A 21,643-nucleotide genomic window follows, 5' to 3' on the forward strand; every position below is an offset into this window, starting at 1 on the left:
CGCCGCTGCTCTTCTCGGCGCATGGACTCCCTTGCCGAATACACCAGCGCAGGCCCCCGGAACCGCAGACCTCGCCGGAACGCCGTGCGGGCCGTCACCGCGGGAGCGGTGGTGCTGGCCGTCGCCGCGGGCGGGGCGTACGCGGCCGGTCTCGGTCCCTTCGCACGGGACACCGGACCCGACCCCGCCGCCGGGAAACAAGCCCGCGCGTTCCTCGCCGACTGGGCCGCCGGCCGGCTGCCGAGCGCGGCCGCCCGGACGACCAGCCCCGGTGCGGCCGGGCGCGTGCTGGACAGCTTCACCGCCGGACTCGAGATCACGAAGCCCGCGCTCAAGGCCGAGGCCGCGACCGAGGCGGAGGACGGCACGGTCACCGTCCCCTTCACCGCCCGGATGCCCGTCACCGGCCTGGGCACCTGGACCTACGCGTCGAAGCTGCCGCTGCGTCAGCAGGGCGACGGCACCTGGAAGGTGGCCTGGAAACTGTCCGTCGTCCACCCGCGCCTGAGCGGCACCGAGAAGTTCCGCCTCGAACGGGAGGAGACGAAGCCCCCCGAGGTCATCGACCGGCAGGGGACGGCCCTGTCCGGCGACGAACTCCCCTCCCTCGCGCCCCTGATGGCCCGGCTCGGCGGCAACGGCACGGACTCCGGCGCGCGCGGCGCGATCCACCTGGTCGACCGGGCCACCGGGGACGTCGAGCGCACGGAGGCCAGGTTCGGCACGCGGACGGTCCGGGCCAAGGGCCCCGTCCGCACGACCCTGCACGCCGGCTGGCAGTCCGCCGCCGAGCAGGCCCTCGCCACCCACGCCGAGGGCAAGAACGCCGCGCTCGTCGCCCTGCGCATCGACGACGGCGAGATCCTGGCCGTGGCGAACTCCCCGTCCTCCGGCTTCAACCGCGCCCTCTCCGGCACCTACGCGCCCGGCTCCACCTGGAAGATCGTCACCAGCAGCGCCCTGCTGCTCAAGGACGCCGTCAAGCCGGACGACGTCGTCGACTGCCCCAAGTACCTCACGGTGGGGAAGCGGTTCCAGAACGTGGAGCTCTCCGAACACCCGGGCGCCACCTTCCGCAAGGACTTCACCGAGTCGTGCAACACCGCGTTCATCAGCCTGCGCGACCGGCTCTACGACGGGGAACTCGGGGATGTGGCCCGTAAGTACTTCGGCGTGGGCCAGGAATGGCACGTCGGGGCTCCCACGTACGACGGCTCGGTGCCGGCGCCGAAGGACGAGACGGAGAAGGCCGCCTCGATGATCGGGCAGGGCCGGGTGCAGGCCAACCCGCTGCTCATGGCGTCCGTGACCGCGACGGCCGTGTCCGGCACCTTCCACCAGCCCTCGCTCACCGACGGCAACGAGGACAGGACCACCACGACCCCGCTCCCGCGGGGCGTCGTCACGCAACTGCGCGCGATGCTGCGGGCCACCGTCACCGACGGCACCGCGGACGTCCTCTCCGATCTGCCCGGCGAGATCGGCGCCAAGACCGGCACCGCCGAGGTCTCCGACGCGCAGGACAACAACGGCTGGCTCGTCGCCCACCGCGGCAACGTCGCCGTGGCCTGCGTCGTCGAGGAGGGTGTCACCGGCGGCGGCTCCGCCGGGCCGATCGTCCACAGCCTGCTGGCCGCCGCGTCCGGCGACCCCGAGTGACAGGAGCACCCCGCATGTCCGTCGACGGACCCGCTTCGTCGTCCCGCCGCGCCTTCCTGGCCGCCGCGGCCCTCCTTCCCCTCGCCGGCTGCGGCACGGGCAACGACCGGGACAGTGGCCGGGCAGGCAGCACCGCCACGACCGGCCCGCCCTCCCCCGCGCCTCCCGTCCGTCGCGCCCGGCTGGCGGATCTGGAACGCGAGTACGGCGCCCGCGTCGGCGTCTACGCCCTCGCCACCGGCACGGGCGCCACCGTGCTCCACCGCGCCGACGAGCGCTTCGCGTTCTGCTCGACCTTCAAGGCACTGGCCGCGGCGGCGGTCCTGCACCACAGCTCCCTCCGTGGCCTGGACCGGCGCGTCACCTACACCCGTGCCGACCTCAAGTCCACGGCGCCGATCACCGGGAAGCACGTCGCGACCGGCATGACCCTCCGCCAACTCTGCGACGCCGCAGTCCGGTACAGCGACGGCACGGCCGGGAACCTGCTGATGCGCGACCTCGGCGGCCCGGCGAAGCTCACCGCCTATCTGCGCGAACTCGGCGACAAGGCCAGCCGCATGGACCACTACGAGCCCGAACTGCACGACGTACGACCCGACGACCCCAGCGACACCACCACCCCCCGGGCGATCGCCACCGACTTCCGCGAGCTGCTCCTGGGCACCGCCCTGCCCGCCGGCGAACGCGCCCTGCTCACGGACTGGCTCTCGCGCAACGCCACCGCCGTCGGCGCCCGGCGCATCCGGGCCGGACTCCCCAAGGGCTGGGAGGTGGCCGACAAGACCGGTACGGGCAACTACGGCAGGGCCAACGACATCGCCGTCGTCCGCCCGCCCCGCGCCGAACCGCTCGTCCTGGCCGTCATGACCGACCGGCCCGGCTACGAGGCCGAGCCCTCGGACGCCTTGATCGCCGCAGCCACCGCACGGACCATCACCGCCCTGGGGTCCCAGCGGACGCTCTCCGGCCGGGGGCTATAACGGGGCCATGATCTATCACGTCGTACCGCTCACCGTCTGGAACACCGCCCCCGGCCGGACGTACGCGCCCGACTCCCTCGCCGAGGAGGGCTTCGTGCACTGCTCCCCGGACGAGCCGGCCACGCTGGCCGTCGTCAACGCCTTCTACCGGGACGCGCCCAGGCCCCTGCTGGTGCTCGCCCTCGACGAGGCGCGCCTCACCGCGCGGGTGGCGTTCGAGGCGGCGGCCCCCGCCCCGCCGCCCGGGGTGGCCGGGGACGTCCTGTTCCCGCACGTGTTCGGCCCGCTCGACCGGGACGCCGTGGACCACGTCCTCGAGGTGCGGTGGGACGAGGAGGGCCGGGCGGCGGGACTGAGCCGGCGGGACTGAGGGCGACCGGATGGCCGGGTGAACGAGTACGACAGGATGACCGGGTGAACGAAAAGGAACCCCCCGTCGCCCCTCAGGCCCCCGCCCCGCGCCCGGTCCGGGGCGCGGCCCGCCTCGCCGTCGTCGCTCTCGCCCTCGCCGGAGTCGCCTGGGCGGCCCGGGCGGTCTGGCACATCCGGCTCGCCATGGCCGGCCAGCCGGCGTCCGGCCCGCCCGACCAGGGCGACGGCGTACACCGTCCCCTGAACGCCCTGGAGAACTCCTACCATCTGGTCGACTCCGCGGGCGGCGCCGTCACGGCGGTCTGCGCCATCGTGTTCCTGCTCTGGCTGGACCGCGTACGGGACAACGCCCGGGCCCTCTCGGGCGCGGAGCCGCGCTACCACCACCTCTGGCTCTTCCTGGGCTGGATCGTGCCCGTCGTGAACCTGTGGATACCCCGGGGCATGGTCGCGGACGTCCACCGGTCGGTCTTCCCCGACCGGCGGCTGCCCGCCGTCGTGAACTGGTGGTGGGGCCTGTGGCTGGCCGGCCTGGCCGGTGGAGTCGGCCTGATCTACGCCGACTCCACCGACGAGGTCATCGCCCGCGCCTACACCGGCGTCTGGCCCCTGCTCGCCGCCGACCTGGTGATCGTGGCCGCGGCCGGGACCGCCGCCCTCATGGTCCGCACCCTCACCGCGGCGCAGCAGGAGCGCATCGACGAGGTCGCGCCGGCCAACTCCTAGTCCCCGGTGGCCGGGTCGGCCGCGGCGCAGGTGCCGCCGTCGCGCGGGACCTTCAGGGCCAGGAGGTAGCCGTCCATCGCGTCACGGGTGCAGTCGCTCCGGTCGTAGACGCGGTGTCCCGCGCCCTCGTACGTCAGCAGGACGGCCGTACCGCGGGTCTGCCGGCGCACCTCGGCCGCCCAGGAGAGGGGGTTGGCCGGGTCGTGCCGGGAGTGCATCATCAGCAGCTTCGGGGCCTCGGTGATGCGCAGCCGGTGCTGCGGGTTGTTCACCCGCTCCGGCCAGCCGACGCACCCGGCCAGCCCGGCGTGCACGCGGGGCGAGCCGCGCATGTGCGGTGCCGCCTGCCGCTCGGCCGCGGCCAGACGCGCGAACTCCCGGTGGTCGCGCGGCCGGAACCGCCAGTCCTGGCAGAACACCGCGGGGAACGGCGCCGCCTCCAGCGGCTGGCCGGTCTCCGGGCCGGCCGCCGCGGGCCGTAGCTCCGGCCGCTGCGCGTCGAGTCGGGCCACGTACGTCGCCGCCTCGGCCCAGTCCGGTCCGTAGAACATCCTGAAGGCGCGCTGTGTGATCTCGTTCGCGCCGAGGGTCCGGCCCGGTTGCTCCGGATCCCGTATCTCTCCCCGGTCGGCCCGCTTCAGCAGTTCGTCCCAGACGGCGGGTACGTCGCGCCCGTGCAGGGCACACGAGCGCGCGCGGTCGCACCACTTCACGAACTGGTGCCATGAGTCCTCGGCGGACGTCGCCGAGGAGACGAGGAACTCCCGCGTGCCGGTGATGCTGTGGTCGACGTTCGCGGTGAGGGACATGGTACGGATCCGGTCGCCGTACAGCTCCGCGTACTGCTCGCCGATCAGCGTGCCGTAGGAGTGGCCGAAGAAGTTGATTCTCCGCTCGCCGAGCGCCTTGCGCAGGGCCTCCATGTCGTGGACGACGGACAGCGTGTCGGCGTGGTCGAAGACCGGGCCGGTGTGGCGGCGGCAGTCCTCGCGCAGCTCGCGGTTGTAGGCCGCCAGCCGTTCGAACTCCTCCTGGTCGCGCGGATACACCGACGGCTGTGCGTCCAGCAGCTTCTTCGAGCACATCACCGGCCGGCTGCCGCCCACGCCCCGCGGATCGAAGCCGACGATGTCGAATCTGGACCGCAGTTCGGCACTGAGCTGGGCCTCGGCCCGCGTCAGGGTGTAGTTCACGCCGGAGTCGCCCGGCCCTCCCGGGTTGACCAGGAGGACGCCGACCCTGCGATCCGGGTCGGTCGCCTTACGGCGGGCCACGGCCAGGTCGAACGTCTCGCCCCCCGGCCGGGCCCGGTCCACGGGCAGCCGCAGCGTCCCGCACTCGGCCGTCGCGTGATCGGGGCACGGCTTCCAGTCGATCGCCGGCTCCGGCGTCCTGGGAGTATCGGCCCCCGCCACACCTCCCCCCAGCACCAGTGCCCCGGCGGCGAGCGCTCCGGCCAACCCCTTGAACAACGAACGCACAGAGTTCCTCCTGTCGGCCATGCGAGCACGGAAACAGGAGTGGCCACCCCCACCCGAGGAGCGTGGCAGCCGGCCCGCCGCCGCCACAACGCTCCCCGGCCCGAATCAGGGGCGGACCGGGGAACGCACGCACAGGGCCTGGGGGTTGGCCCCTAGGGAGCTGCCGGCCTGTACACCGACGCGACGAACGAGGCGGTCACCCGCATCGGCGCGTCCGTCTCCAGCTCCGCGACACGGCGGCCCAGTTCCGCGGCGCCCACGTGGTGCGCGGTGGGGCTCATGGCCACCAGAGCGGCGATGTCCTCGGCGGTGAGGCGCATGGCGTACTCCAGCGGTTCGGTGCGTTCGTGTGCGAAGTGGGCCTCCAGAGTCCGGCGCAGGCGTTCCTCCTTCCGGGGGTCGATCGCCAACAGCCCTACGGTGTCGCGCAGTTCGCGCAGGTGCCGGTCGGTGGGCGTGACGACGAGCAGGGCGCCGTCCGGCCGGAGGACGCGGTGGAACTCCGGACCGTTGCGGGGCGCGAAGACGTTGAGCACGAGGTGGGCGCAGCCGGTGCGGACGGGCCACGGCTGCCAGACGTCCCAGCCGGCGGCCTCCCCACGGGCGTGGGCGCGGGCCGCGGCGCGCAGGGCGGCGGCGGAACTGTCCAGCCCGAGCCCCAGGGCATCGGGAAGGGCGTCCAGGACCGCCGCCAGGTAGTGACCGGTGCCTGCCCCGGCGTCCAGGACAGTGGCGTCGGGCGGGGCCAGTTCCGTGGCGAGTTCCGCGAGGGTGCGGGCGAGCGGGTCGTAGTGCCCGGCGCGCAGGAACGAGGCGCGGCTGCGGACCATGTCGGCGGAGTCGGCGCTCGCGGCACGCCGGTGTCCGGTCAGCAGACTGACGTATCCGTGGCGGGCGATGTCGAAGGTGTGCCGGTCGGCGCAGCGCAGGGCGCAGTCGGCGTGCGCGAGGTCTGCCGGGCACAACGGGCAGGTCAGGACGGTCAGGAGGCGGTCGGACGGGCGGCGTCGGCCGGTACCCGGATGCGTGGGAGGCATGGAGGAGCTCCTCGGAGCGCGGCGCGGCACGACGCGGCGAAGCGCGGGCCGGGCCGCGTGCGGGCGGTGGGCGGTGAGTCGTCGGCGCCCGCGGACCGGTGGTCGGTGGCGGGCGCGCCGAGGACGGCGACGTGAGGGACCCACGTCGCGGTCCTCACCGCGGCGTCAGAGGAAGCAGTGCGGAAGGCCGGTGCATGCCAATGCCATACCGCGAGGTTACCGGCCGCGGCCTCTTCCTTAACTTCGACCGCTACCGTCCGCTGCCTGGTCTGTCTGGTCTGCGTGGAAAGGGGACTGCACGGTGGGTGACGCGATGCGTGAACTGTCGGCCGGATATCCGCCGGAGCCGACCCTCGGGCGGCTGCTGGAGTCATGGCAGCCGGACGTTCCCGCGCTGCTGCTGGTCGGGGTCCTGGGCGGGCTGTACGGCTGGGGTGTCGTGCGGGTGCGAAGGCGCGGCGGGTCCTGGTCGCTCCCGCGGCTGCTCGCCTTCGTGGTCCTCGGGCTGGGTGCGATCGTCGTGTCCACGATGTCGGGGCTGGCCGTCTACGACCACGAACTGTTCTGGCCGGCCGCCGTACAGAACGCCGGGCTCGATCTGCTCGCGCCGCTGGGTCTCGCCCTCGGCGACCCGCTGCGGCTGGCGGTCGAGGCGCTGCCGGAGGGCGGTGCGGGCCGGGTGCGGCGGGTCCTGACCGGACGGCTGGTGCGGACGCTGACGTTCCCCCTCGTCAGCACGGTCCTGGTGCCGGCCACGGAACTGACCGTCTACTTCACGCCGTACTTCGCCACCGCGCTGCGCGTGGGCTGGCTGCACGAGCTGATGTATCTGCATCTGCTGGCGGCCGGCTGTCTGTTCGTCCTTCCGGTGCTCACCCGCGAACAGGCCCTGCCCGCCTGGTGCACCCACCCCGTCCGGGCGGCCCTGGTCTTCCTCGACGGTGTCGTCGACGCGCTCCCGGGGCTGGTGGTCATGACGCACGGCACCCTGATCGCGGGCGCGTGGTACCTGCACCACGCGCCGCCCTGGTCCCCCGACGTCCACCACGACCAGCAGATCGGCGGCGGCGCCATGCTGGCCGTCGCCGAACTGGTCGCCGTCCCCTTCCTGCTGGCGATCCTCGCCCAGTGGGTCCGCGCGGAGCGCGTCCGGACGGTCGTACTGGACCGCCGTCTCGCCGGCGAACCATCCGTTCCGGGGGCGTCTTCCGGGCTGGTCCGGCCCTGGTGGGAGACCGAGGAGAGCGAGGTGGCGGCGCGGGTACGGCGGCAGGGGCGGGGCGGCTGACGTGGGTCACCGGCTGTCGACGGCTACCTCTGGACCGTGCTGGGCCGGGCCGACGGGGTGCGGGGCACGGCCGTCGGGCGTGGGGTGGCGCGGGGGATGTCCGTGCGCGGGCCGGTCGTGTCGGGGGCCGGGGCTTCGGTCGCGGAGGACGGCGCGGAGGACGGCGCGGAGGACGAGGCGGGGTGGGAAGGGGAAGGAGAGGGGGAAGTGGGCGGGGTGGGAAGGGGCGTGGTCGCGGGGGGCGGGGCCATCGGGATCGTCGGAGTGGCAGGGCGGTCCGGGGCCGTGAGGCGCAGGGGGAGTGCGATGAGGGCCGCCACGGCACAGCACACGCCGGCTCCGGCCGCGGTGCGCAGGAGGCGCCGGCGGGTCGCCCTGCGGCGGATCGCCTCGTACTGGCCGGGCGGTGCGCCCAGGTAGTCGGGGGAGGAGGGACGCAGGATCACGGCGAGGGGGTCGTCGGGGCCGGACTCCGGGTCGCCCGGGACGTCGTCAAGGCGTGTGGTCAAGGCTTCTCCTCAGGTGGACGCGGAGCAGTTCCCGGGCCGCGTGCAGATCGGCCTTGACGGTTCCTTCCTTGCGCCCGGTCAGTACGGACACCTCCCGGATCGGCATGTCAGCGTAGTAGTGGAGGAGGATCGGCACGCGCAGTCGCTCCGGGAGCGACTGGACGAGCAGGCGCACCGAGGGGTCGGCCTGCTCGGGGTGGGGCCGTACGGCGGCTTCCGAGGTGACGCGGTGCATGGCCCGGCGCTCGCGCTCCAGTTTGCGCCAGTGGTCCCGGACGAGGTTGGCCGCGGTGACGTAGAGGAAGCCGCGGGGCTCCTCCACGGACGTCCAGCGGGCCCAGAGCCGGGTGAACGCCTCCGAGGCGATCTCGTGGGCCGTCCCGTCGTCGTCGACGAGCCGGCGGCACCAGCCGGCGAGGCGCGGGTAGAGGGCGGCGAACAGTTCGGACGCGGCCTTCTCGCGGGACCGTTTCAACGCTCTCCAGGGGTCGGGGACTCGGCGCCGCTCAGCGCCGCGAAGACGATCACGTTGTCCGCGTATCCGTCGCCGGTACGCGCTCCGCCGCACGTGATCAGCCGCAGCTCCGGGCGGTCCACGTCCCCGTAGACGTCGTCCGCCGGGAAGTCGGTTTTCGGGGTGGTCCGTACGGCCGTGACGGCGAACTCCGCCGCCGTGCCGTTCTCCAGGCGCGCCACGATCCGGTCGCCCCGGCGCAGCCGGTCGAGATGACGGAAGACGCCGTCGCCGTACGTCCCGACCGTGACATGACCGAGGATCACCGACGGCCCGGTCCGGCCGGGGGTCGGCGAGTGCCGGTACCAGCCCGCCCGGTCGTCCGCCGTGACCGGCGGCACCTCCACCGTGCCGTCCGGTGCCAGGCCCAGCCGGATGACCGGCGTGTCGACGCCGATGGCCGGGACGAGCAGCCGGACCGGAGCGGAACGGGCCAGGGGACGCGCCCCCTTGGCCGGAACCGACCGAGGCTTCGGCGGCCTTTCGGTGGTCTCGTGGCTCCCGCACGCCGTCAGCAGGGACGCCAGTGCCGCGGTCGTGAACGCGCGCCTGGAGAACGCGGTCATGCCCCGGTCGCCCGGCGGCGGCGTACGACGAAGACCGCCCCGCCGCCCAGCGCGAACGCCGCGGCGGCGCCCGCGCCGATCGCCGTGCCGTCGCTCCCGGAGGACGACGACGCCGGCGTCACACCGGTGTCGGGCGCGCCGCTCGGCCGGACGGAGACCTGGTCCTCGGCCGGTGCCCGGGTCGGTTCGGGCTTCGGGGCCGGAGGGGTGGCGTCCGGCGCGCGGGTCGGTTCGGCACTGGCCTCCGGCTGGGGGGTGCTCGCCGGGGTGGCCGACGGGACCGGGCTCGGGGTCTTGCCCCCGTCGGCGAACGCGGGCCCGGTGCCCAGCAGTACGGCGGTGCCCGCGAGGGCCAGGGCGCTCAGGACGGTTCGGCGCATGGAATCGCTCTCCTTCGTCGGTCCCGCCCGATGGTTCGGCGGGGTGGGTGACGGGTCGTGCGGAGAGACGAGGCGGCCGCGGGGCAGGTTGTAAAGAGATGGCAAAGTCCTCGGAAGGCGGATGGGTGCTGACCCGTCCGTCGACGCCGAGGGCCGGTCCGGCGCACGATGGCGTGACGACAGGTTCGCCCGCGCGGAACCGCGCAGGACCCCGGAAGGGATGGCCCGTTGACCTCCTCACCCGTCTTCCCCACCGTGCCCCGCACCGCCGACGTCGTGATCATCGGCGGCGGTGTGATGGGCACGAGCATCGCCTTCCACCTGGCCGAGGCCGGGGTCCGGAACATCGTCGTCGTGGAACGCGGCGAGCTGGGCCGCGGCAGCTCGGGCAAGCCGATCGGCGGCGTACGGGCGCACTTCTCGGACCCGCTCAACATCGAACTGGGCGACCGCAGTCTGCGCGCCTTCCGGGACTTCCCGGACCGCCCCGGCGCCGACATCCGCCTCGACACCGTCGGCTACCTCTTCCTGCTCACCACCGAGCGGCAGGCCGCCGACTTCGAGGCCGCCGTCCGCCTGCAGAACTCCCTCGGCGTCCCCAGCCGCATGACCGGCCCCGAAGAGGCCCGCCGCCTGTGCCCCTACGTCAGCACCGACGGCCTGGTGGCCGCCGCCCACTCGCCCGCCGACGGCCACGCCCGGCCCGCACTGGTCGTCCAGGGCTATGCGCGTGCGGCCGCCCGGGCGGGGGTCGTCCTGGCGACCCACACCGCCGTCACCGGCCTCGACACCGCCGGCGACCGGGTCACCGCCGTCCACACCGACCGCGGGCGGATCGACTGCGCCACGGTCGTCTGCGCCGCCGGCGCCTGGTCGGCACGGATCGGCGACCTGGCCGGCGTCCCCCTCCCGGTGCGGCCGGTCCGCCGCCAACTGGCCTTCACCGTCCCGCTCGTACCCCCCGCCCCGCGGATCCCCTTCACCATCGACTTCTCGTCCTCGGCGTACTTCCACAACAGCGACGACGGGCTCCTGTTCGGCCTGGCCGACCCCGCCGAGCCGGACGGCTTCGACACCACCTGGACCCCCGAGTGGCTGGAGCTCTTCCGCGACGTCGTAAGCCACCGCGCCCCCGGCCTCGCCGACATGGAGACGGCGGGCGGCTGGGCCGGGCTCTACGAGGTCACGCCCGACCACAACGCGCTCATCGGCCGCTCGGCCGAGGTCGTCAACTTCCTCTACGCCACCGGGTTCTCGGGCCATGGCTTCCTCCAGGCCCCGGCGGTCGGGGAGATCGTCCGCGACCTGTACCTGGACCGGGCCCCCTGCGTCGACGTCGGCCCGCTCAGCGCCGACCGCTTCCGGGCGGGGGCGGCGATCCGGCCCGAGTCGCACGTCGTCTGAGCCGCGGAGGGTGTCCGGGTCTCCTCAGGGCCTGTCCAGCAGCCCCCGTTCCATCGCCACCACCACCGCCCGTGTGCGGTCGTTGACGTCGAGCTTGGCGAACAGCCGCAGCAGATGGGTCTTCACCGTGGCCTCGGCGATGACGAGGCGGCGGCCGATCTCGGCGTTGGTCAGCCCGTCCGCGACCGCGTTCAGGACGTCCGCCTCGCGGGCCGTGAGCGGGATCTGGGCGGGCTGGCGCATACGGGCGACGAGGCGTTCGGCGACCCTGGGCGCGAGTACCGTCTCGCCGCGCGCCGCCGCGTGGATGGCGTCGGCCAGCTGTTCACGGGTGGTGTCCTTGAGGAGATAGCCGATCGCCCCGGCCTCCACCGCGCGCTCGATCTCCGCGTCCGTGTCGTACGTCGTCAGGATCAGCACCCGGGTGCGGGGGAAGCGCGTCACGATCTCGGTCGTGGTCGCCACGCCGTCCAGGACGGGCATCCGCAGGTCGACCAGGGCGACATCGGGCTCGTGGCGCTCGACGAGGCCGAGGGCCGCGCGGCCGTCGCCCGCCTCGCCGACGATCTCGATGCCGGACTCGGAGGCGAGCAGGGCCACCACTCCGGCCCGCATGACGGTGTGGTCGTCGACCACGATGATGCGCAGCGGTCCGTCGGTCATGCGGAGGCCTCTCTCGCTTCGGCCGTCAGGGGTATCAGCGCCAGCACCCGCGTCCCGTCGCCCACCGAACTCGTCACCGTCAGCCTCCCGCCCAGTTCCGCCAGCCGCTTGCGCATGCCGTCCAGGCCGAAGCCCGACGACTCCGCCACCACGAACCCGGTCCCGTCATCGGTGATCTCGAGCTCCACGCCGTCCGGCTGCCGGGCGAGGACCACGCCGACCGTGGAGGCGCGGGCGTGCTTGCGTACGTTGGCCAACGACTCCTGGGTGCAGCGCAGCAGCGCGATCCGGGTCTGCTGGTCGCACTCCAGGTCCGCCAGCTCGGCGTCGACGGTGAGGCCGGTGTCCTCGGCGAAACGGTCCAGGGTGCGGCGCAGGGTCTGGGCCACCGAACCCGCTGCCGCCTGGCCGGGGCGCTGGGGCGAGCCGACCAGTTCCCGCGCCTCGGCGAGGTTCTCCCGGGCGGTGGACTCGATCGACCGCAACTGCTGGGCGCTGCGGGCAGGTTCGGAGTCGAGCCCGGCCCGGGCCGCCTCGGCGAGCACGATGATCGAGGCGAAGCCCTGGGCGAGGGTGTCGTGGATCTCCCGCGCCAGCCGCTCCCGCTCGTCGGCCGCGCCCTGCCGCTGATGCGCCTCGGACAACCGGGCCTGGGTCTCCTCCAGTTCGGTGATGAGCCGGGCCCGCTCGGCGCTCTGCCCGACCACCGAGTGCGCCCACAGCCCGATCAGCACCCCCACACCGACGACGAGCACCGTGGAGACGAGCGTCTCGGTGAAGAACTCCACCGTCCAGCCGTCCTGCCGCAGCACGCTCGCGGTCAGGGTCGCGGCCGTGGCGAGCCCCAGGAACACCACCGACGCCCGCGGCGTCCGCCCGAACAGCCAGTAGTGCGGCAGCGTCACCATGAACAGCGCCGCGTAGTTGCTCCGCAGATACGCCAGCCCGCCCAGCGCGACCACCAGCACCGACAAGTACACGTGCGGCCGTACGACGGGGTTGGTCGGGAAGCGGTACAGGACCGCGTAGGACACCATCACCCCGCCCAGCAGGACCAGCGCCAAGTACTTGCTCCCGCCGGGCCGGTCGATGGCGACCAGACCGACGGCCATCACAGCGAAGAGCAGCCAGCACACCGCGTTCCAGCGGCGCAGCGACGTGGTCCAGAAGGCGTCGGCGGTGGAGCCGGCGGATGCGGTCATGCCGATCAACGTACGTCGACCGCCGGACGGGAGGAGGACCTTTTCTCCGGGACGGCGAGCGCCCGCCGCACCGCCCGCGAGGGCCACCAGCTCGACTCGCCCAGCAGCAGCATCGCCGCCGGCAGGACCAGGGCCCGGACCACGACCGCGTCGATCAGCACGGCCGCCGCCAGGACGAAGCCGATCTGCTTCATCTCGATGATGTGCAGGAAGACGAAACTGGCGAACACCGTCGTCATCACGACCGCGGCGCTGGTCACCACGCTCGCCGAGGAACGGATCCCGTCCAGCACCGCCTGCCGCGTCGGCACGCCGGCGAGCGCGGCCTCCCTGATCCGGCTGACCACGAACACCTGGTAGTCCATCGACAGTCCGAAGAGGATCACGAAGAGGAACAGCGGCACCCGCGACCCGATCGACCCGGTGGAGTCGAAGTCCAGCAGGCCCTCGGCCCACGTCCCCTGGAAGACCAGCACCAGCAGCCCGAGCGCCGCCGCCGCGGACAGCAGGTTCAGGACGACGCCGAGCAGTCCGAGCACGACCGAGCGGAACGCGTACACGGTCATCGCGAACGTCACCAGCAGCAACGCGCCCAGCACCAGGGGCAGTTTGCCGTTCTGGTGGGCGGGATAGTCGGCGTAGCGGGCGACGTCCCCGCTCACGCCGTACTCGGCGCCGCTGATCCGGCCCACGGTCGCGGGCAGGAAGTCGTCCCGGAGCCGGTCGAGGGAGTCGTAGGCCTCTTCGGAGTTGCCGAGGTACGGCACCTTCAGTTCGAGGGTGCTGGTGCGGTCGTCGGCCGAGGTCCGGATCCGCGACGCCCCGGTGAACAGCCGGTCGTCCTCCGCTCGCCCGGCCACCTCCCGCAGGGCGGCGACGACCTCCGCCGACCGCGCGGCATCCGCCCGCACGACGACCTGGTGGGTCACCCGCTGCTCCGGGAACGCCTCGTTGAGCCGGTCGTACACCCGCATCGCCGGGATGTCGCGGGAGTGGGTGTCCCGGCTCATCTCGGTGATCTTCAGCCCGGCCAGCGGGACGACGAGGGCGAGCAGGGCCACGACCGAGACGCACAGGGTGGCCAGGGGGTGCCGGGCGGCGGGCCGCAGCAGGGCACTCCACACCCGGCCGCCGCCACGCTCACCCCGCACCCGGCGTACGGGCTTCCCGCGCTCGGCCCGCCGCCGCGCCCGGCGTTCCGCCCGCTGCCCGAGCTTGACGAGCAGCGCGGGCAGGGCCGTCAGCGAACTCGCCACCGCCACCAGGACGACCACGATCGTGCCGGTCGCGAGGGACGAGAAGATCACGTCGGAGGCGAGATACAGCGTCGCCGTGGAGGCGACCACCGCCATCCCGGAGACCACGACCGCCCGGCCCGAGGTCGCGGCGGCCAGTTCCACCAGCGCCTCCGAGGACAGCCGTCCGCCGGAGCGGGACCGTTCCTCCCGCTCGCGCTTGAGATAGAAGAGCGTGTAGTCGACGCCGACCGCGAGGCCGATCATCAGGATGACGTTCGTGCCGATCCCGGCGTCGGGCGACACATGCGAGACGACCATCGAGAGGCCGACCGCCGCCGCGATCGACGACAGCGCCAGCAGCAGCGGCACCCCGGCCATGGTCACGGACCCGAACACGACCAGCAGCGTGAGCAGGGTGACGGGCAGGGTGATCGCCTCGGACAGCGCCAGATCGTCACTGCGCTGCTGGTCGACCCCCTTGCTGACGGAGGGGCTTCCGGTCTCCTCCAGCAGCAGCCCGGGGTGGCCCTTCTGCACCGCCGAGGTCTGCGCCACGAGCGCGTCGACCTTGTCCTTGGCGTCCCGCTCCTCGCCCTTCAGCGCCACCTCGACCATCAGAGTCCGGCGGTCCTCGGACAGCAACGGCTCCGCCACTCCTGCCACGTCCGGCAGTCTTCGCATCCGCTCGGTGAGATCCTTCGCGGCGGCCCGGGCGGCGCCCTGGTCGAGAGCACCGCCCGAACGGGAGGAGATCAGCACCTGCTCGGCGGCCCTGCGCTCCAGATGGGCCTCGGCGGCGAGGGCCTCGGCCCGCCCGGCCTCACCGACCCGGTAGTCCGCCGTCTTCGCACTGTTGGTGCCGACGGCACTGCCGGCCCCCAGACACAGCGCCACGAACACCAGCCAGCCGACGATCGCCCGCCAGGGGTGCCGCGCGCTCCAGCGCGCCACGCGCACAGAGAATGAGTTCATGCCCAAAAGGGTTGCCGGGCAGGGCAGTTGACGGACAGAGGTACTCGGTTGAACCTGCCGTCCACCGGTCGGTGGACCCGGTCCCTGGGGAAAACCCCACGTCCCTCAGTCTCAGCTCGGCCTCAGCACGACCGCCTGTCCGCCCGCCGGTGCCATCGCCACGTCGAGGGTGTCGGCCCGGGTCACGGTCCGGGTGCTGACCACCACCGGGGTCTGGTACGGGCTCGCGCCCGGGGTGCCGTCGGCGTAGACCGTCGCCGTGTACGTACCGCGCCCGAGGAAGGACAGCGGCAGGGACAGCGTCCTGGACGACTCGTTCGTCATCGCGCCCAGGTACCAGGTGCCGGCGTCGCGCCGGGCGACCGCGACGTACTCGCCGATCGAGCCGGCCAGGGTGCGGCTCTCGTCCCAGGTGGTCGGGACGGCGTTGAACCAGGGCAGCCCGGGCCAGTTCGCGGGGTTGCCGTACTTGGACGGCTTGTCGTACCAGAAGAGGAAGTTGAGAGGCTGGTAGTAGACGGCGGCCATGGCCATCTGGTGGGCGTTGGTCGTCCTGTCGCGGGATTGGCCGTAGCAGATCGTGTAGTCCATCGGGCCGCCGATGTTGCGGGCGAACGGCAGCGTCACGTTGTGCGTGGCGGTCGGGAACTGCTCGTTGCCGCGCACGCCCTCCAGGCTGATCCAGTTCGGGAAGGTCCGCTCGTAGCCGAACGGCCGGACGTCGTCGTGCATGTCGATCAGCAGCTCGTACTTCGCGGCCGTCTTCGCCCAGTCGATGATCTGGCCGGTCATCGCCTGGGTGCCGTCGTTGATGAACCCGAGCTTGATGCCCCGCACGCCCCAGCTCTTGTAGAGGCCGAAGAGCGAGTCCGCGTCGGTCAGGGCCAGGCGGTTGACGTAGAGGAAGACGCCGATGCCCTTGCTCGTGGCGTACGAGATGACCGACGGCAGGTCGATCGCGGCGATCGGCGCGGTCGCGTCGGGCGTCGTGAACTCCGGGCCGTACCAGCCGGCGTCGTACTCGATGTACTCCAGCCCGCGGGCCACGGCGAAGTCGACGCCCGCCAGTCCGGCCGCGGTGGTGAGCTCGCAGCGGAAGACCTTGCCCGGCTTGATCCAGGAGGGGTCGGGGAGGGCGTTCGGCGGGGCCAGGTTCAGCACCAGCTCGGCGTTGTCGACGAGTTCGGCGTGGGTGGCGCCGATGACGACGGCCCGCCAGGGTGTGGCGAAGGGCGTGGCGACGGTGGAGGTCGTCTCGACGGGGCCGGTGCCCCGGGCGGTGTGCTCCATGAGGAAGGCGGAGAGGGTGTTCGGCTCACCGGCGACCGAACCGAGCATCAGCCGGGGGAAGTCGACGCGCGCGGACTCGCAGACGCAGGCGATGAAGCCACCGGGGAGCGTGGCGGCCAGGGGGAGATCGGTGAGCGGGCCGTTGTCCGTGGTGGCGGTGCCGGTGACGGGTATGGAGCCCGGGGCCACCGGCTCGTAGGCGTTCTCGTCACGGGCGCTGTAGACGGTGGTGCCGTCCGGGAAGACGAAGGTCGTCAGCTCGTCGGCGATGGTGGCGGTGCCGTGGTCGAGGAGGAGGTAGCGCAGGGCGACGCCGGTCCGGTAGGCACGGACCTCGACGGCGAAGCGGATGCCCGTGCCCTTGTCCTTCAGGTCCCAGCGCTGCTCCTGGTAGTGGTCGGTGACGGTCGCGTTGCGCCCGTACACCGGCGTCCAGGTGGAGCGGCGGGCGCGGTGCCGCTTTCCGGTCACCCGGACGTCACTGCCGAGGACGGTGCCGTCGGCGAGCCTGATGCCGAGGGCGGAGGCGCCGATCACCGTCCGGCCGTCGCGCCGGGCGGACCAGCGGAGTGTCCCGTGGGTGACGGACAGCGTGATGGAGGTGCCTCCCCTGCGGGCGGTCACGCTCTCCGGTCGGTCCAGGTGGTCCGGTCGGTCCGGTCGGCTGTCGGCGGCGTACGCGGGGCGCGCGGTGACGATGCCCGCCGCGGCCAGCCCGGCGCCGGCGGCCGCGCCCTTGAGCACCTCCCGGCGGGCCCGTTCTCCCGAAGCTCTCATCGTGAGGGACCTTTCCCTTGCGGTAAATGATGCGCGGCAGTAAGTGGTAGTAACCGTTTTCTTCCGGTGGCGAGTGCAGTTGTACGCGCCGCCGCGAAGGCGGGTCAAGAGGCCGGAGCCACCGGGATGCGCGAACACCCCGGGTGCCGGGCCTGGTGCGGCCCGGCACCCGGGGTGCCGTCGTGCGGGGTCGGTCAGCGCAGGACGCCGAGGCGGTCGAGCCGCTCGTTGACGCCGTTGCGGAGTTCACCGAGGGTCGTGCCGGGCGGGGCCACCTTCGGCGTGGAGGAGGGCGGCTGGGTCTCGTCCGCGCAGGTCGTGCCGCGCGCCGGGACCTTCAGGTCCACCAGGTAGCTCGTGACGGCGTCCGTCGCGCAGGCGCTGCGCCCGAAGGCCGTGTGCCCCTCCGCCTTGAAGGTGAGCAGCCGGCCGTTGTCCAGCTCCCGGGACAGGGCCACCGCGTCCTGGTACGGGGTGTCCGGGTCGCCGGTGTTGCCGACGACCAGAATCGGCGCGGAGCCCTTCGCGCGGAAGGAACCGTCGTAGCGGCTGACCTGTTCGCCCTTCCACTGGGCGCAGGCGGTGGCGTGCTGGTGGTCGTAGAGCGGCGGGCCGTACGCCAGGGCCGGGCCGAGCAGCGGCGCCAGCTTGGCGTTGGCCGTGACCTGCCGCTTCAGCAGGGCCGCGTCACGCGGGTAGGCCTTGTCGGTGCACTCGACGACGACGTTCGGGTTGAGGAAGTCGTAGCTGGCCGCGGACGGCGGCCGGAGCAGGAACGAGGTGGTGTCGCGCTGCTGGGCCTTGCGCAGGGCCTCGCCGAGCGAGGGCCAGATGACCTTGCCCTCGTTGATGTTGAACAGGATGCGGTAGACGAGGGTGTAGCCGTTCGCCTGCCCGCCGTTCGCGGTCGGTACGGGGTCGGCGTCGAGGTCGGCCTTGAGCTTCTCGAACGCGGCCCGGGGGTCGCCGTCGCCGAACCCGCACGTGGCCTGGTCCGCCTTGCACCAGTCGAGGAAGCGGCTCATCGCGCCGTCCAGGGCCAGGTACTGGGGCCGGTCGTAGGCGTACGGCTGGTTCGCGTAGTGCTCGGGGTCGTAGGCGCCGTCGAGCGCGAGGGCACGCACCCGGTCGGGGAACAGGGCGGCGTAGACGGTGCCTATGTAGGAGCCGAACGACCTTCCGTAGTAGGTCAGTTGGTTCTCGCCGAGGGCCTGGCGCAGCAGGTCGATGTCCCGGGCGACGTACTCGGTGCCGACGTACGGCAGCAGGTCGCCGGCGTTGTCCTGGCAGGCCTGGTCGAACTCGGCGGCCTGGCGTACGGCGGGTTCGTAGGCGTCCGGGCCGGGGACGCCCTTGGCCGCGGTGATGGCCCGGGTGTACGTCGGGTCGTCCCAGCACTGGACCTGTGAACTGCGCCCGACGCCGCGTACGTCGTAGCCGAAGACGTCGAAGGAGTCGCGCAGGGAGGCCGGCAGTTCGGCGTAGTTCCCGCGCACGAAGTCGACGCCGGAGTTGCCGGGCCCGCCGGGCTGGAGGAAGAGGGTGCCCTTCTTCTTGGCCTGGTCGGTGGCCTTCTTGCGGATGACCGCCAGGGTGATGGTCCTGCCCTGCGGATCGCGGTAGTCCAGCGGCACGTCGGCGTTCGCGCACTCGAAGCCGTCCTGGCAGTCGGACCAGGCGAGGGACGGCACGGCCGGCTGCTTGCCGGTCTCGTCCGGCTGGGCAGCCATCACCTGGGCGGCGGTTCCGGCGACGGCGAAGGAGACGGCGGCGGCGATGGCGATCCTCAGACGCGGGAGGCGTCTGCGCGCGCGGGTGCCGGAGCCGGACCGGCCGGATCCGTGAGCTGGTGTGGTCACTGTGTGTTCCCCTCGGGCGCGAGTGCCGTGGCGCACCCCTTGGTGTGGTGCGGCCCGGTTCGTTGAAGTTTCTAGCTCACTCGGGAGGGGAAGGGGAGCGGGAGTGGCATCGCGGGCCCGCTTGTGGGTGTCTTGTTACGTGATCTCTCCAGTACCCGGCGGTAGTTGCGGCGTTGTTCACCCAAGATCTGGGTTCATAGGCCGAAGAGCCTCGCCCCGTTGTCGTGGCACACGGCCCGCAGCCACTGCTCCCCGAGTCCCAGCCGCTCCAGCGCGTGGAGCTGGTGCAGGTACGGATAGGGAATGTTGGGGAAGTCGGAGCCGAGCAGAATGCGGTCGCCGAGCCCGGCCAGCCGGGGCAGGGCGCGGCGGGGGAGCGGCATGAACGCCTCGGTGAAGTCGGTGAACGCCATCGTCGTGTCCAGCCGCACCTCCTCGTACCGCTCGGCGAGGTCGAGGAACTCCTCGTACTCGGGCATCCCCATGTGCGCGACGATCAGCCGCAGCCGGGGGTGCTGTGCCAGCACGCGCGCGATCGGCTCGGGCCCGGTGTGCTTGCCGGGCGCGGGCCCGGAGCCGCAGTGGATCACCACGGGGATCCCGGCCTCGGCCAGCACTCCCCAAGCGGGCCGCAGCAGTTCGTCGGCCGGGTCGTACGCCCCCACCTGCACATGCGCCTTGAACACCCGCGCCCCCGCCTCCACGGCCTCCCGGACGTACGCCTCGACCCCCGGCTCGGGGAAGAGGGTCGCGGTGTGCAGGCAGTCGGGCGTACGACGCGCGAAGTCCACCGCCCAGCCGTTCAGCCAGGGGGCCATGCCGGGCTTGTGCGGGTAGAGCATCGACGTGAAGGCCCGTACGCCGAACTCCCGCAGTAGCTCGGCTCGTTCCGCCTCCTCCTTGCGGTAGGTGATGGGCCACTCCAGCCCGCCGGTGAGCGGCCCGAGCCCGTCGAAGTACTCCCAGACCTTGCGCAGGACCCGCTCGGGCATGAAGTGCGTGTGCACGTCGACGAGGCCGGGGAGTCCGAGGCGGCTCCAGAAACGGCGGATCTCGTCGGGCTCGTCACCGTGATCGTTCATGGTGCCCACGATCGGGGCGGGTGGGGTGGTGGGGCCAGTGGCTTGCGCGAAGGGGCCCTGAGGGATCCATCACCCCCGCTCTACTGCCAGGTCGCGGTGTCGGGGTCGATGCCGTGGGCGTGCGCGCTGGCGTCGACGATGCGGCGGAACCACGTGGCAAGGCCGGCGCGGATGCCGTCGTAGTGGGCGGCGAATCCCGGATCGGACTCGTACCTGCGGCCGAGACAGACCTGCATCTGCCTGCTGAGGGGAAAGTACGAAGCGAACACCTCACGGTGCCGCTCGACGAGTTGATTCGCTTCCGGGCCGCCAGGGGTGACGCCGGCGTCCATCGCATCCCCGAGGGCGCGCTCGAAGCCGGCGACGGCGTCGGCGATCTCCTGCCATTCCTCGGGACCGCGAGAGGCCGAGCGTTCGGCGTACTGCCGCCATTGCGTCGTGTCTCCGTAGCGCTGACGGGCCTGGGCGGGCGAGTCCGGGTCCCACTGGGGGCCGAAGATCGAGGCCTGCTGCTCGGTGGTCAGCAGCAGGCCGCGCTCGTGGGCGTCGATCATCCGGTCCAGTCCGGTGCTGAGCTGCTGGAGACGGTCGATCCGTTCACCGACCTGGGTGCGCTGCGCGCGCAGCGCACCGGGCACGTCCGCGGTCGAGTCGTCCAGGACGGCCCGGATCCTGTCCAGGCCGAGACCGACCTCGCGGTAGACGACGATGCGGTGCAGGCGTTCCAGGTCACCAGCGGTGTAGAGCCGGTATCCGGCAGCCGTGCGCAGCGACGGCCGCGCCAGGCCGATCTCGTCCCAGTGGTGCAGCGCGCGGACTGTCACGCCCAGCCGCGCCGAGACCTGACCGACGGTCAGGCCAGCGGCGTCAGTGGCATCAGGCATGCTCCTCATTGTCGCCATGACCGACGCCCGGTGGGGTGATCCCGACGGCTTCAAGGTTCCTTGCCTCCTGGCTGGCCGGATCGTAGGGCTTCGCCGCGGTGAAGACGATCCGTGCGTTCTCGGGGGTGATCACCGCGATATCGCGGGTGGTCCAGGGAGTGTCCCGTGGACCGTCGACCGAGTCCGGGCGCACCGCACGACAGGCCTCGACGAGGGAATCGACCTCGCTGAGCACGCACGCGAAACTGACGCTCATCGCCGGTGCCTGCTCCGGAACGTTCTCCGCCGGGACGAGGAGTACGTCCTGGAACGCCCACCGGCGCAGATGCACCACTCTGCCGGGGATGCCGAACAGCTCGAAGAACCCGAGCCCACGAGTCCAGAAGTCCACCGACGCCGCCAGATCGCTCGTGGGGATCGTCACGAACGCGGGCATCCCGTAGATGCCACGGAACGGCTCCGGCGGAACCGCATCCGGGCCGGGAGCGGGCACGGGACTCATCTCGAACGCGTCGTAGTAGTCGCTCATGCACCCCACCCTCCGGCCTCACGCAACGTGAGGGTCAAGCCTGATTTTCTTGGATCTCGGCCTCCCCCGACGATGCTCGAAATCCAGTGGAGCACCGCCGCTGTGCGCCACTACCGTGCTGCCGACCCAAGTCGTCTGAGCGAGGACGTGCCGTTGTACACCGTGTGAGACCTCCCGAGCGCTGATCTGTCGCGCGTCGCGCATGTGCGCCGCGCTGCTTTTGCTGCG

The 21,643-nt window shown here is 72.5% G+C and carries 20 protein-coding genes; 6 read left to right on the plus strand and 14 right to left on the minus strand.

What is annotated here, in order from left to right:
- The first annotated feature begins 21 nt into the window (after positions 1–21).
- Genes OHU35_RS21980 through OHU35_RS21995 form a run of 4 tightly spaced genes read left to right on the plus strand, consistent with a single transcriptional unit; the run spans position 22 to position 3,740 of the window.
- Positions 22–1,659: a penicillin-binding transpeptidase domain-containing protein gene (locus OHU35_RS21980; RefSeq protein WP_189725526.1), complete on the plus strand. Its 1,638-nt coding sequence runs from the start codon at positions 22–24 to the stop codon at positions 1,657–1,659.
- 14 nt (positions 1,660–1,673) lie between these two features.
- Complete coding sequence (gene bla / locus OHU35_RS21985; RefSeq protein ID WP_405506500.1) at positions 1,674–2,642, plus strand: class A beta-lactamase; 969 nt, start codon at positions 1,674–1,676, stop codon at positions 2,640–2,642.
- A gap of 7 nt (positions 2,643–2,649) precedes the next feature.
- Complete coding sequence (locus tag OHU35_RS21990; protein ID WP_189725529.1) at positions 2,650–3,012, plus strand: DUF952 domain-containing protein; 363 nt, start codon at positions 2,650–2,652, stop codon at positions 3,010–3,012.
- A 44-nt stretch (positions 3,013–3,056) separates the two neighbouring features.
- Positions 3,057–3,740, plus strand: a complete 684-nt coding sequence (locus OHU35_RS21995; RefSeq protein WP_405506502.1) for a DUF4328 domain-containing protein — start codon at positions 3,057–3,059, stop codon at positions 3,738–3,740.
- Here the strand turns inward: OHU35_RS21995 and OHU35_RS22000 are convergent.
- The gene (locus OHU35_RS22000; RefSeq protein WP_405506504.1) at positions 3,737–5,221 is read right to left on the minus strand and encodes an alpha/beta hydrolase; all 1,485 of its coding nucleotides are present in this window, start codon (positions 5,219–5,221) and stop codon (positions 3,737–3,739) included. The two genes, OHU35_RS21995 and OHU35_RS22000, sit on opposite strands and share 4 nt — an antisense overlap.
- Positions 5,222–5,373: 152 nt before the next feature.
- On the minus strand, positions 5,374–6,258 hold the full coding sequence (locus OHU35_RS22005) for a putative RNA methyltransferase (protein WP_405506506.1): 885 nt from the start codon (positions 6,256–6,258) through the stop codon (positions 5,374–5,376).
- Between the two features lie 313 nt (positions 6,259–6,571).
- On the opposite strand from OHU35_RS22005, the gene OHU35_RS22010 reads away from it, so the two are divergent.
- Positions 6,572–7,546, plus strand: a complete 975-nt coding sequence (locus tag OHU35_RS22010; RefSeq protein ID WP_189725912.1) for a cytochrome c oxidase assembly protein — start codon at positions 6,572–6,574, stop codon at positions 7,544–7,546.
- Positions 7,547–7,569: 23 nt separating this feature from the next.
- Here the strand turns inward: OHU35_RS22010 and OHU35_RS22015 are convergent, their stop codons facing one another.
- From OHU35_RS22015 to OHU35_RS22030, 4 genes are read right to left on the minus strand one after another with little or no spacing between them, the layout of a single operon-like run.
- Positions 7,570–8,055: a hypothetical protein gene (locus OHU35_RS22015; protein ID WP_405506508.1), complete on the minus strand. Its 486-nt coding sequence runs from the start codon at positions 8,053–8,055 to the stop codon at positions 7,570–7,572.
- Positions 8,039–8,530: an RNA polymerase sigma factor gene (locus OHU35_RS22020; protein ID WP_184594146.1), complete on the minus strand. Its 492-nt coding sequence runs from the start codon at positions 8,528–8,530 to the stop codon at positions 8,039–8,041. Before OHU35_RS22020 ends, OHU35_RS22015 begins: the two co-directional genes overlap by 17 nt.
- Entirely contained in the window at positions 8,527–9,135 is a 609-nt protein-coding gene (locus tag OHU35_RS22025; RefSeq protein ID WP_405506510.1) for a class F sortase, read from the minus strand. The genes OHU35_RS22020 and OHU35_RS22025 overlap by 4 nt, the downstream gene beginning before the upstream one ends.
- A complete protein-coding gene (locus OHU35_RS22030; RefSeq protein WP_405506512.1) occupies positions 9,132–9,515 on the minus strand; it encodes a sortase-dependent protein in 384 nt (127 codons plus the stop codon). The genes OHU35_RS22025 and OHU35_RS22030 overlap by 4 nt, the downstream gene beginning before the upstream one ends.
- A gap of 228 nt (positions 9,516–9,743) precedes the next feature.
- Here OHU35_RS22030 and OHU35_RS22035 point away from each other — a divergent pair, with 228 nt between their 5' ends.
- Positions 9,744–10,919: an NAD(P)/FAD-dependent oxidoreductase gene (locus OHU35_RS22035; protein ID WP_405506514.1), complete on the plus strand. Its 1,176-nt coding sequence runs from the start codon at positions 9,744–9,746 to the stop codon at positions 10,917–10,919.
- A 24-nt stretch (positions 10,920–10,943) separates the two neighbouring features.
- Here the strand turns inward: OHU35_RS22035 and OHU35_RS22040 are convergent, their stop codons facing one another.
- From OHU35_RS22040 to OHU35_RS22075, 8 genes are all read right to left on the minus strand, one after another.
- Entirely contained in the window at positions 10,944–11,582 is a 639-nt protein-coding gene (locus OHU35_RS22040; protein WP_189725537.1) for a response regulator transcription factor, read from the minus strand.
- On the minus strand, positions 11,579–12,784 hold the full coding sequence (locus OHU35_RS22045; RefSeq protein WP_189725538.1) for a sensor histidine kinase: 1,206 nt from the start codon (positions 12,782–12,784) through the stop codon (positions 11,579–11,581). The genes OHU35_RS22040 and OHU35_RS22045 overlap by 4 nt, the downstream gene beginning before the upstream one ends.
- Before the next feature lie 5 nt (positions 12,785–12,789).
- Positions 12,790–14,994, minus strand: coding sequence for an MMPL family transporter (locus tag OHU35_RS22050; protein WP_405506516.1), 2,205 nt, complete (start codon positions 14,992–14,994; stop codon positions 12,790–12,792).
- A gap of 111 nt (positions 14,995–15,105) precedes the next feature.
- Positions 15,106–17,061 carry a glycoside hydrolase family 97 protein gene (locus tag OHU35_RS22055; protein WP_189725540.1) on the minus strand — a complete coding sequence of 652 codons (1,956 nt, stop codon included), beginning with the start codon at positions 17,059–17,061 and terminating at the stop codon, positions 15,106–15,108.
- 194 nt (positions 17,062–17,255) lie between these two features.
- Positions 17,256–18,920, minus strand: a complete 1,665-nt coding sequence (locus tag OHU35_RS22060; RefSeq protein ID WP_405506518.1) for an alpha/beta hydrolase — start codon at positions 18,918–18,920, stop codon at positions 17,256–17,258.
- 194 nt (positions 18,921–19,114) lie between these two features.
- On the minus strand, positions 19,115–20,002 hold the full coding sequence (locus tag OHU35_RS22065; RefSeq protein WP_189725542.1) for an amidohydrolase family protein: 888 nt from the start codon (positions 20,000–20,002) through the stop codon (positions 19,115–19,117).
- A gap of 80 nt (positions 20,003–20,082) precedes the next feature.
- On the minus strand, positions 20,083–20,886 hold the full coding sequence (locus OHU35_RS22070) for a MerR family transcriptional regulator (RefSeq protein ID WP_405506520.1): 804 nt from the start codon (positions 20,884–20,886) through the stop codon (positions 20,083–20,085).
- Entirely contained in the window at positions 20,879–21,415 is a 537-nt protein-coding gene (locus OHU35_RS22075; RefSeq protein WP_031102607.1) for a VOC family protein, read from the minus strand. Before OHU35_RS22075 ends, OHU35_RS22070 begins: the two co-directional genes overlap by 8 nt.
- Between the last annotated feature and the right edge of the window lie 228 nt (positions 21,416–21,643).

The sequence above is a fragment of the Streptomyces purpurascens genome (genome assembly GCF_045040895.1).
GTDB classification, from domain to species: Bacteria; Actinomycetota; Actinomycetes; order Streptomycetales; family Streptomycetaceae; genus Streptomyces; species Streptomyces purpurascens.

Bases quoted from the DNA above. Each gene is read 5' to 3' on its own strand.
- OHU35_RS21980 (WP_189725526.1), top strand. From the start codon at position 22: ATGGACTCCCTTGCCGAATACACCAGCGCAGGCCCCCGGAACCGCAGA.
- bla (WP_405506500.1), top strand. From the start codon at position 1,674: ATGTCCGTCGACGGACCCGCTTCGTCGTCCCGCCGCGCCTTCCTGGCC.
- OHU35_RS21990 (WP_189725529.1), top strand. From the start codon at position 2,650: ATGATCTATCACGTCGTACCGCTCACCGTCTGGAACACCGCCCCCGGC.
- OHU35_RS22005 (WP_405506506.1), bottom strand. From the start codon at position 6,258: ATGCCTCCCACGCATCCGGGTACCGGCCGACGCCGCCCGTCCGACCGC.
- OHU35_RS22010 (WP_189725912.1), top strand. From the start codon at position 6,572: ATGCGTGAACTGTCGGCCGGATATCCGCCGGAGCCGACCCTCGGGCGG.
- OHU35_RS22025 (WP_405506510.1), bottom strand. From the start codon at position 9,135: ATGACCGCGTTCTCCAGGCGCGCGTTCACGACCGCGGCACTGGCGTCC.
- OHU35_RS22030 (WP_405506512.1), bottom strand. From the start codon at position 9,515: ATGCGCCGAACCGTCCTGAGCGCCCTGGCCCTCGCGGGCACCGCCGTA.
- OHU35_RS22040 (WP_189725537.1), bottom strand. From the start codon at position 11,582: ATGACCGACGGACCGCTGCGCATCATCGTGGTCGACGACCACACCGTC.
- OHU35_RS22045 (WP_189725538.1), bottom strand. From the start codon at position 12,784: ATGACCGCATCCGCCGGCTCCACCGCCGACGCCTTCTGGACCACGTCG.
- OHU35_RS22050 (WP_405506516.1), bottom strand. From the start codon at position 14,994: ATGAACTCATTCTCTGTGCGCGTGGCGCGCTGGAGCGCGCGGCACCCC.
- OHU35_RS22055 (WP_189725540.1), bottom strand. From the start codon at position 17,061: ATGAGAGCTTCGGGAGAACGGGCCCGCCGGGAGGTGCTCAAGGGCGCG.
- OHU35_RS22065 (WP_189725542.1), bottom strand. From the start codon at position 20,002: ATGAACGATCACGGTGACGAGCCCGACGAGATCCGCCGTTTCTGGAGC.
- OHU35_RS22070 (WP_405506520.1), bottom strand. From the start codon at position 20,886: ATGCCTGATGCCACTGACGCCGCTGGCCTGACCGTCGGTCAGGTCTCG.
- OHU35_RS22075 (WP_031102607.1), bottom strand. From the start codon at position 21,415: ATGAGCGACTACTACGACGCGTTCGAGATGAGTCCCGTGCCCGCTCCC.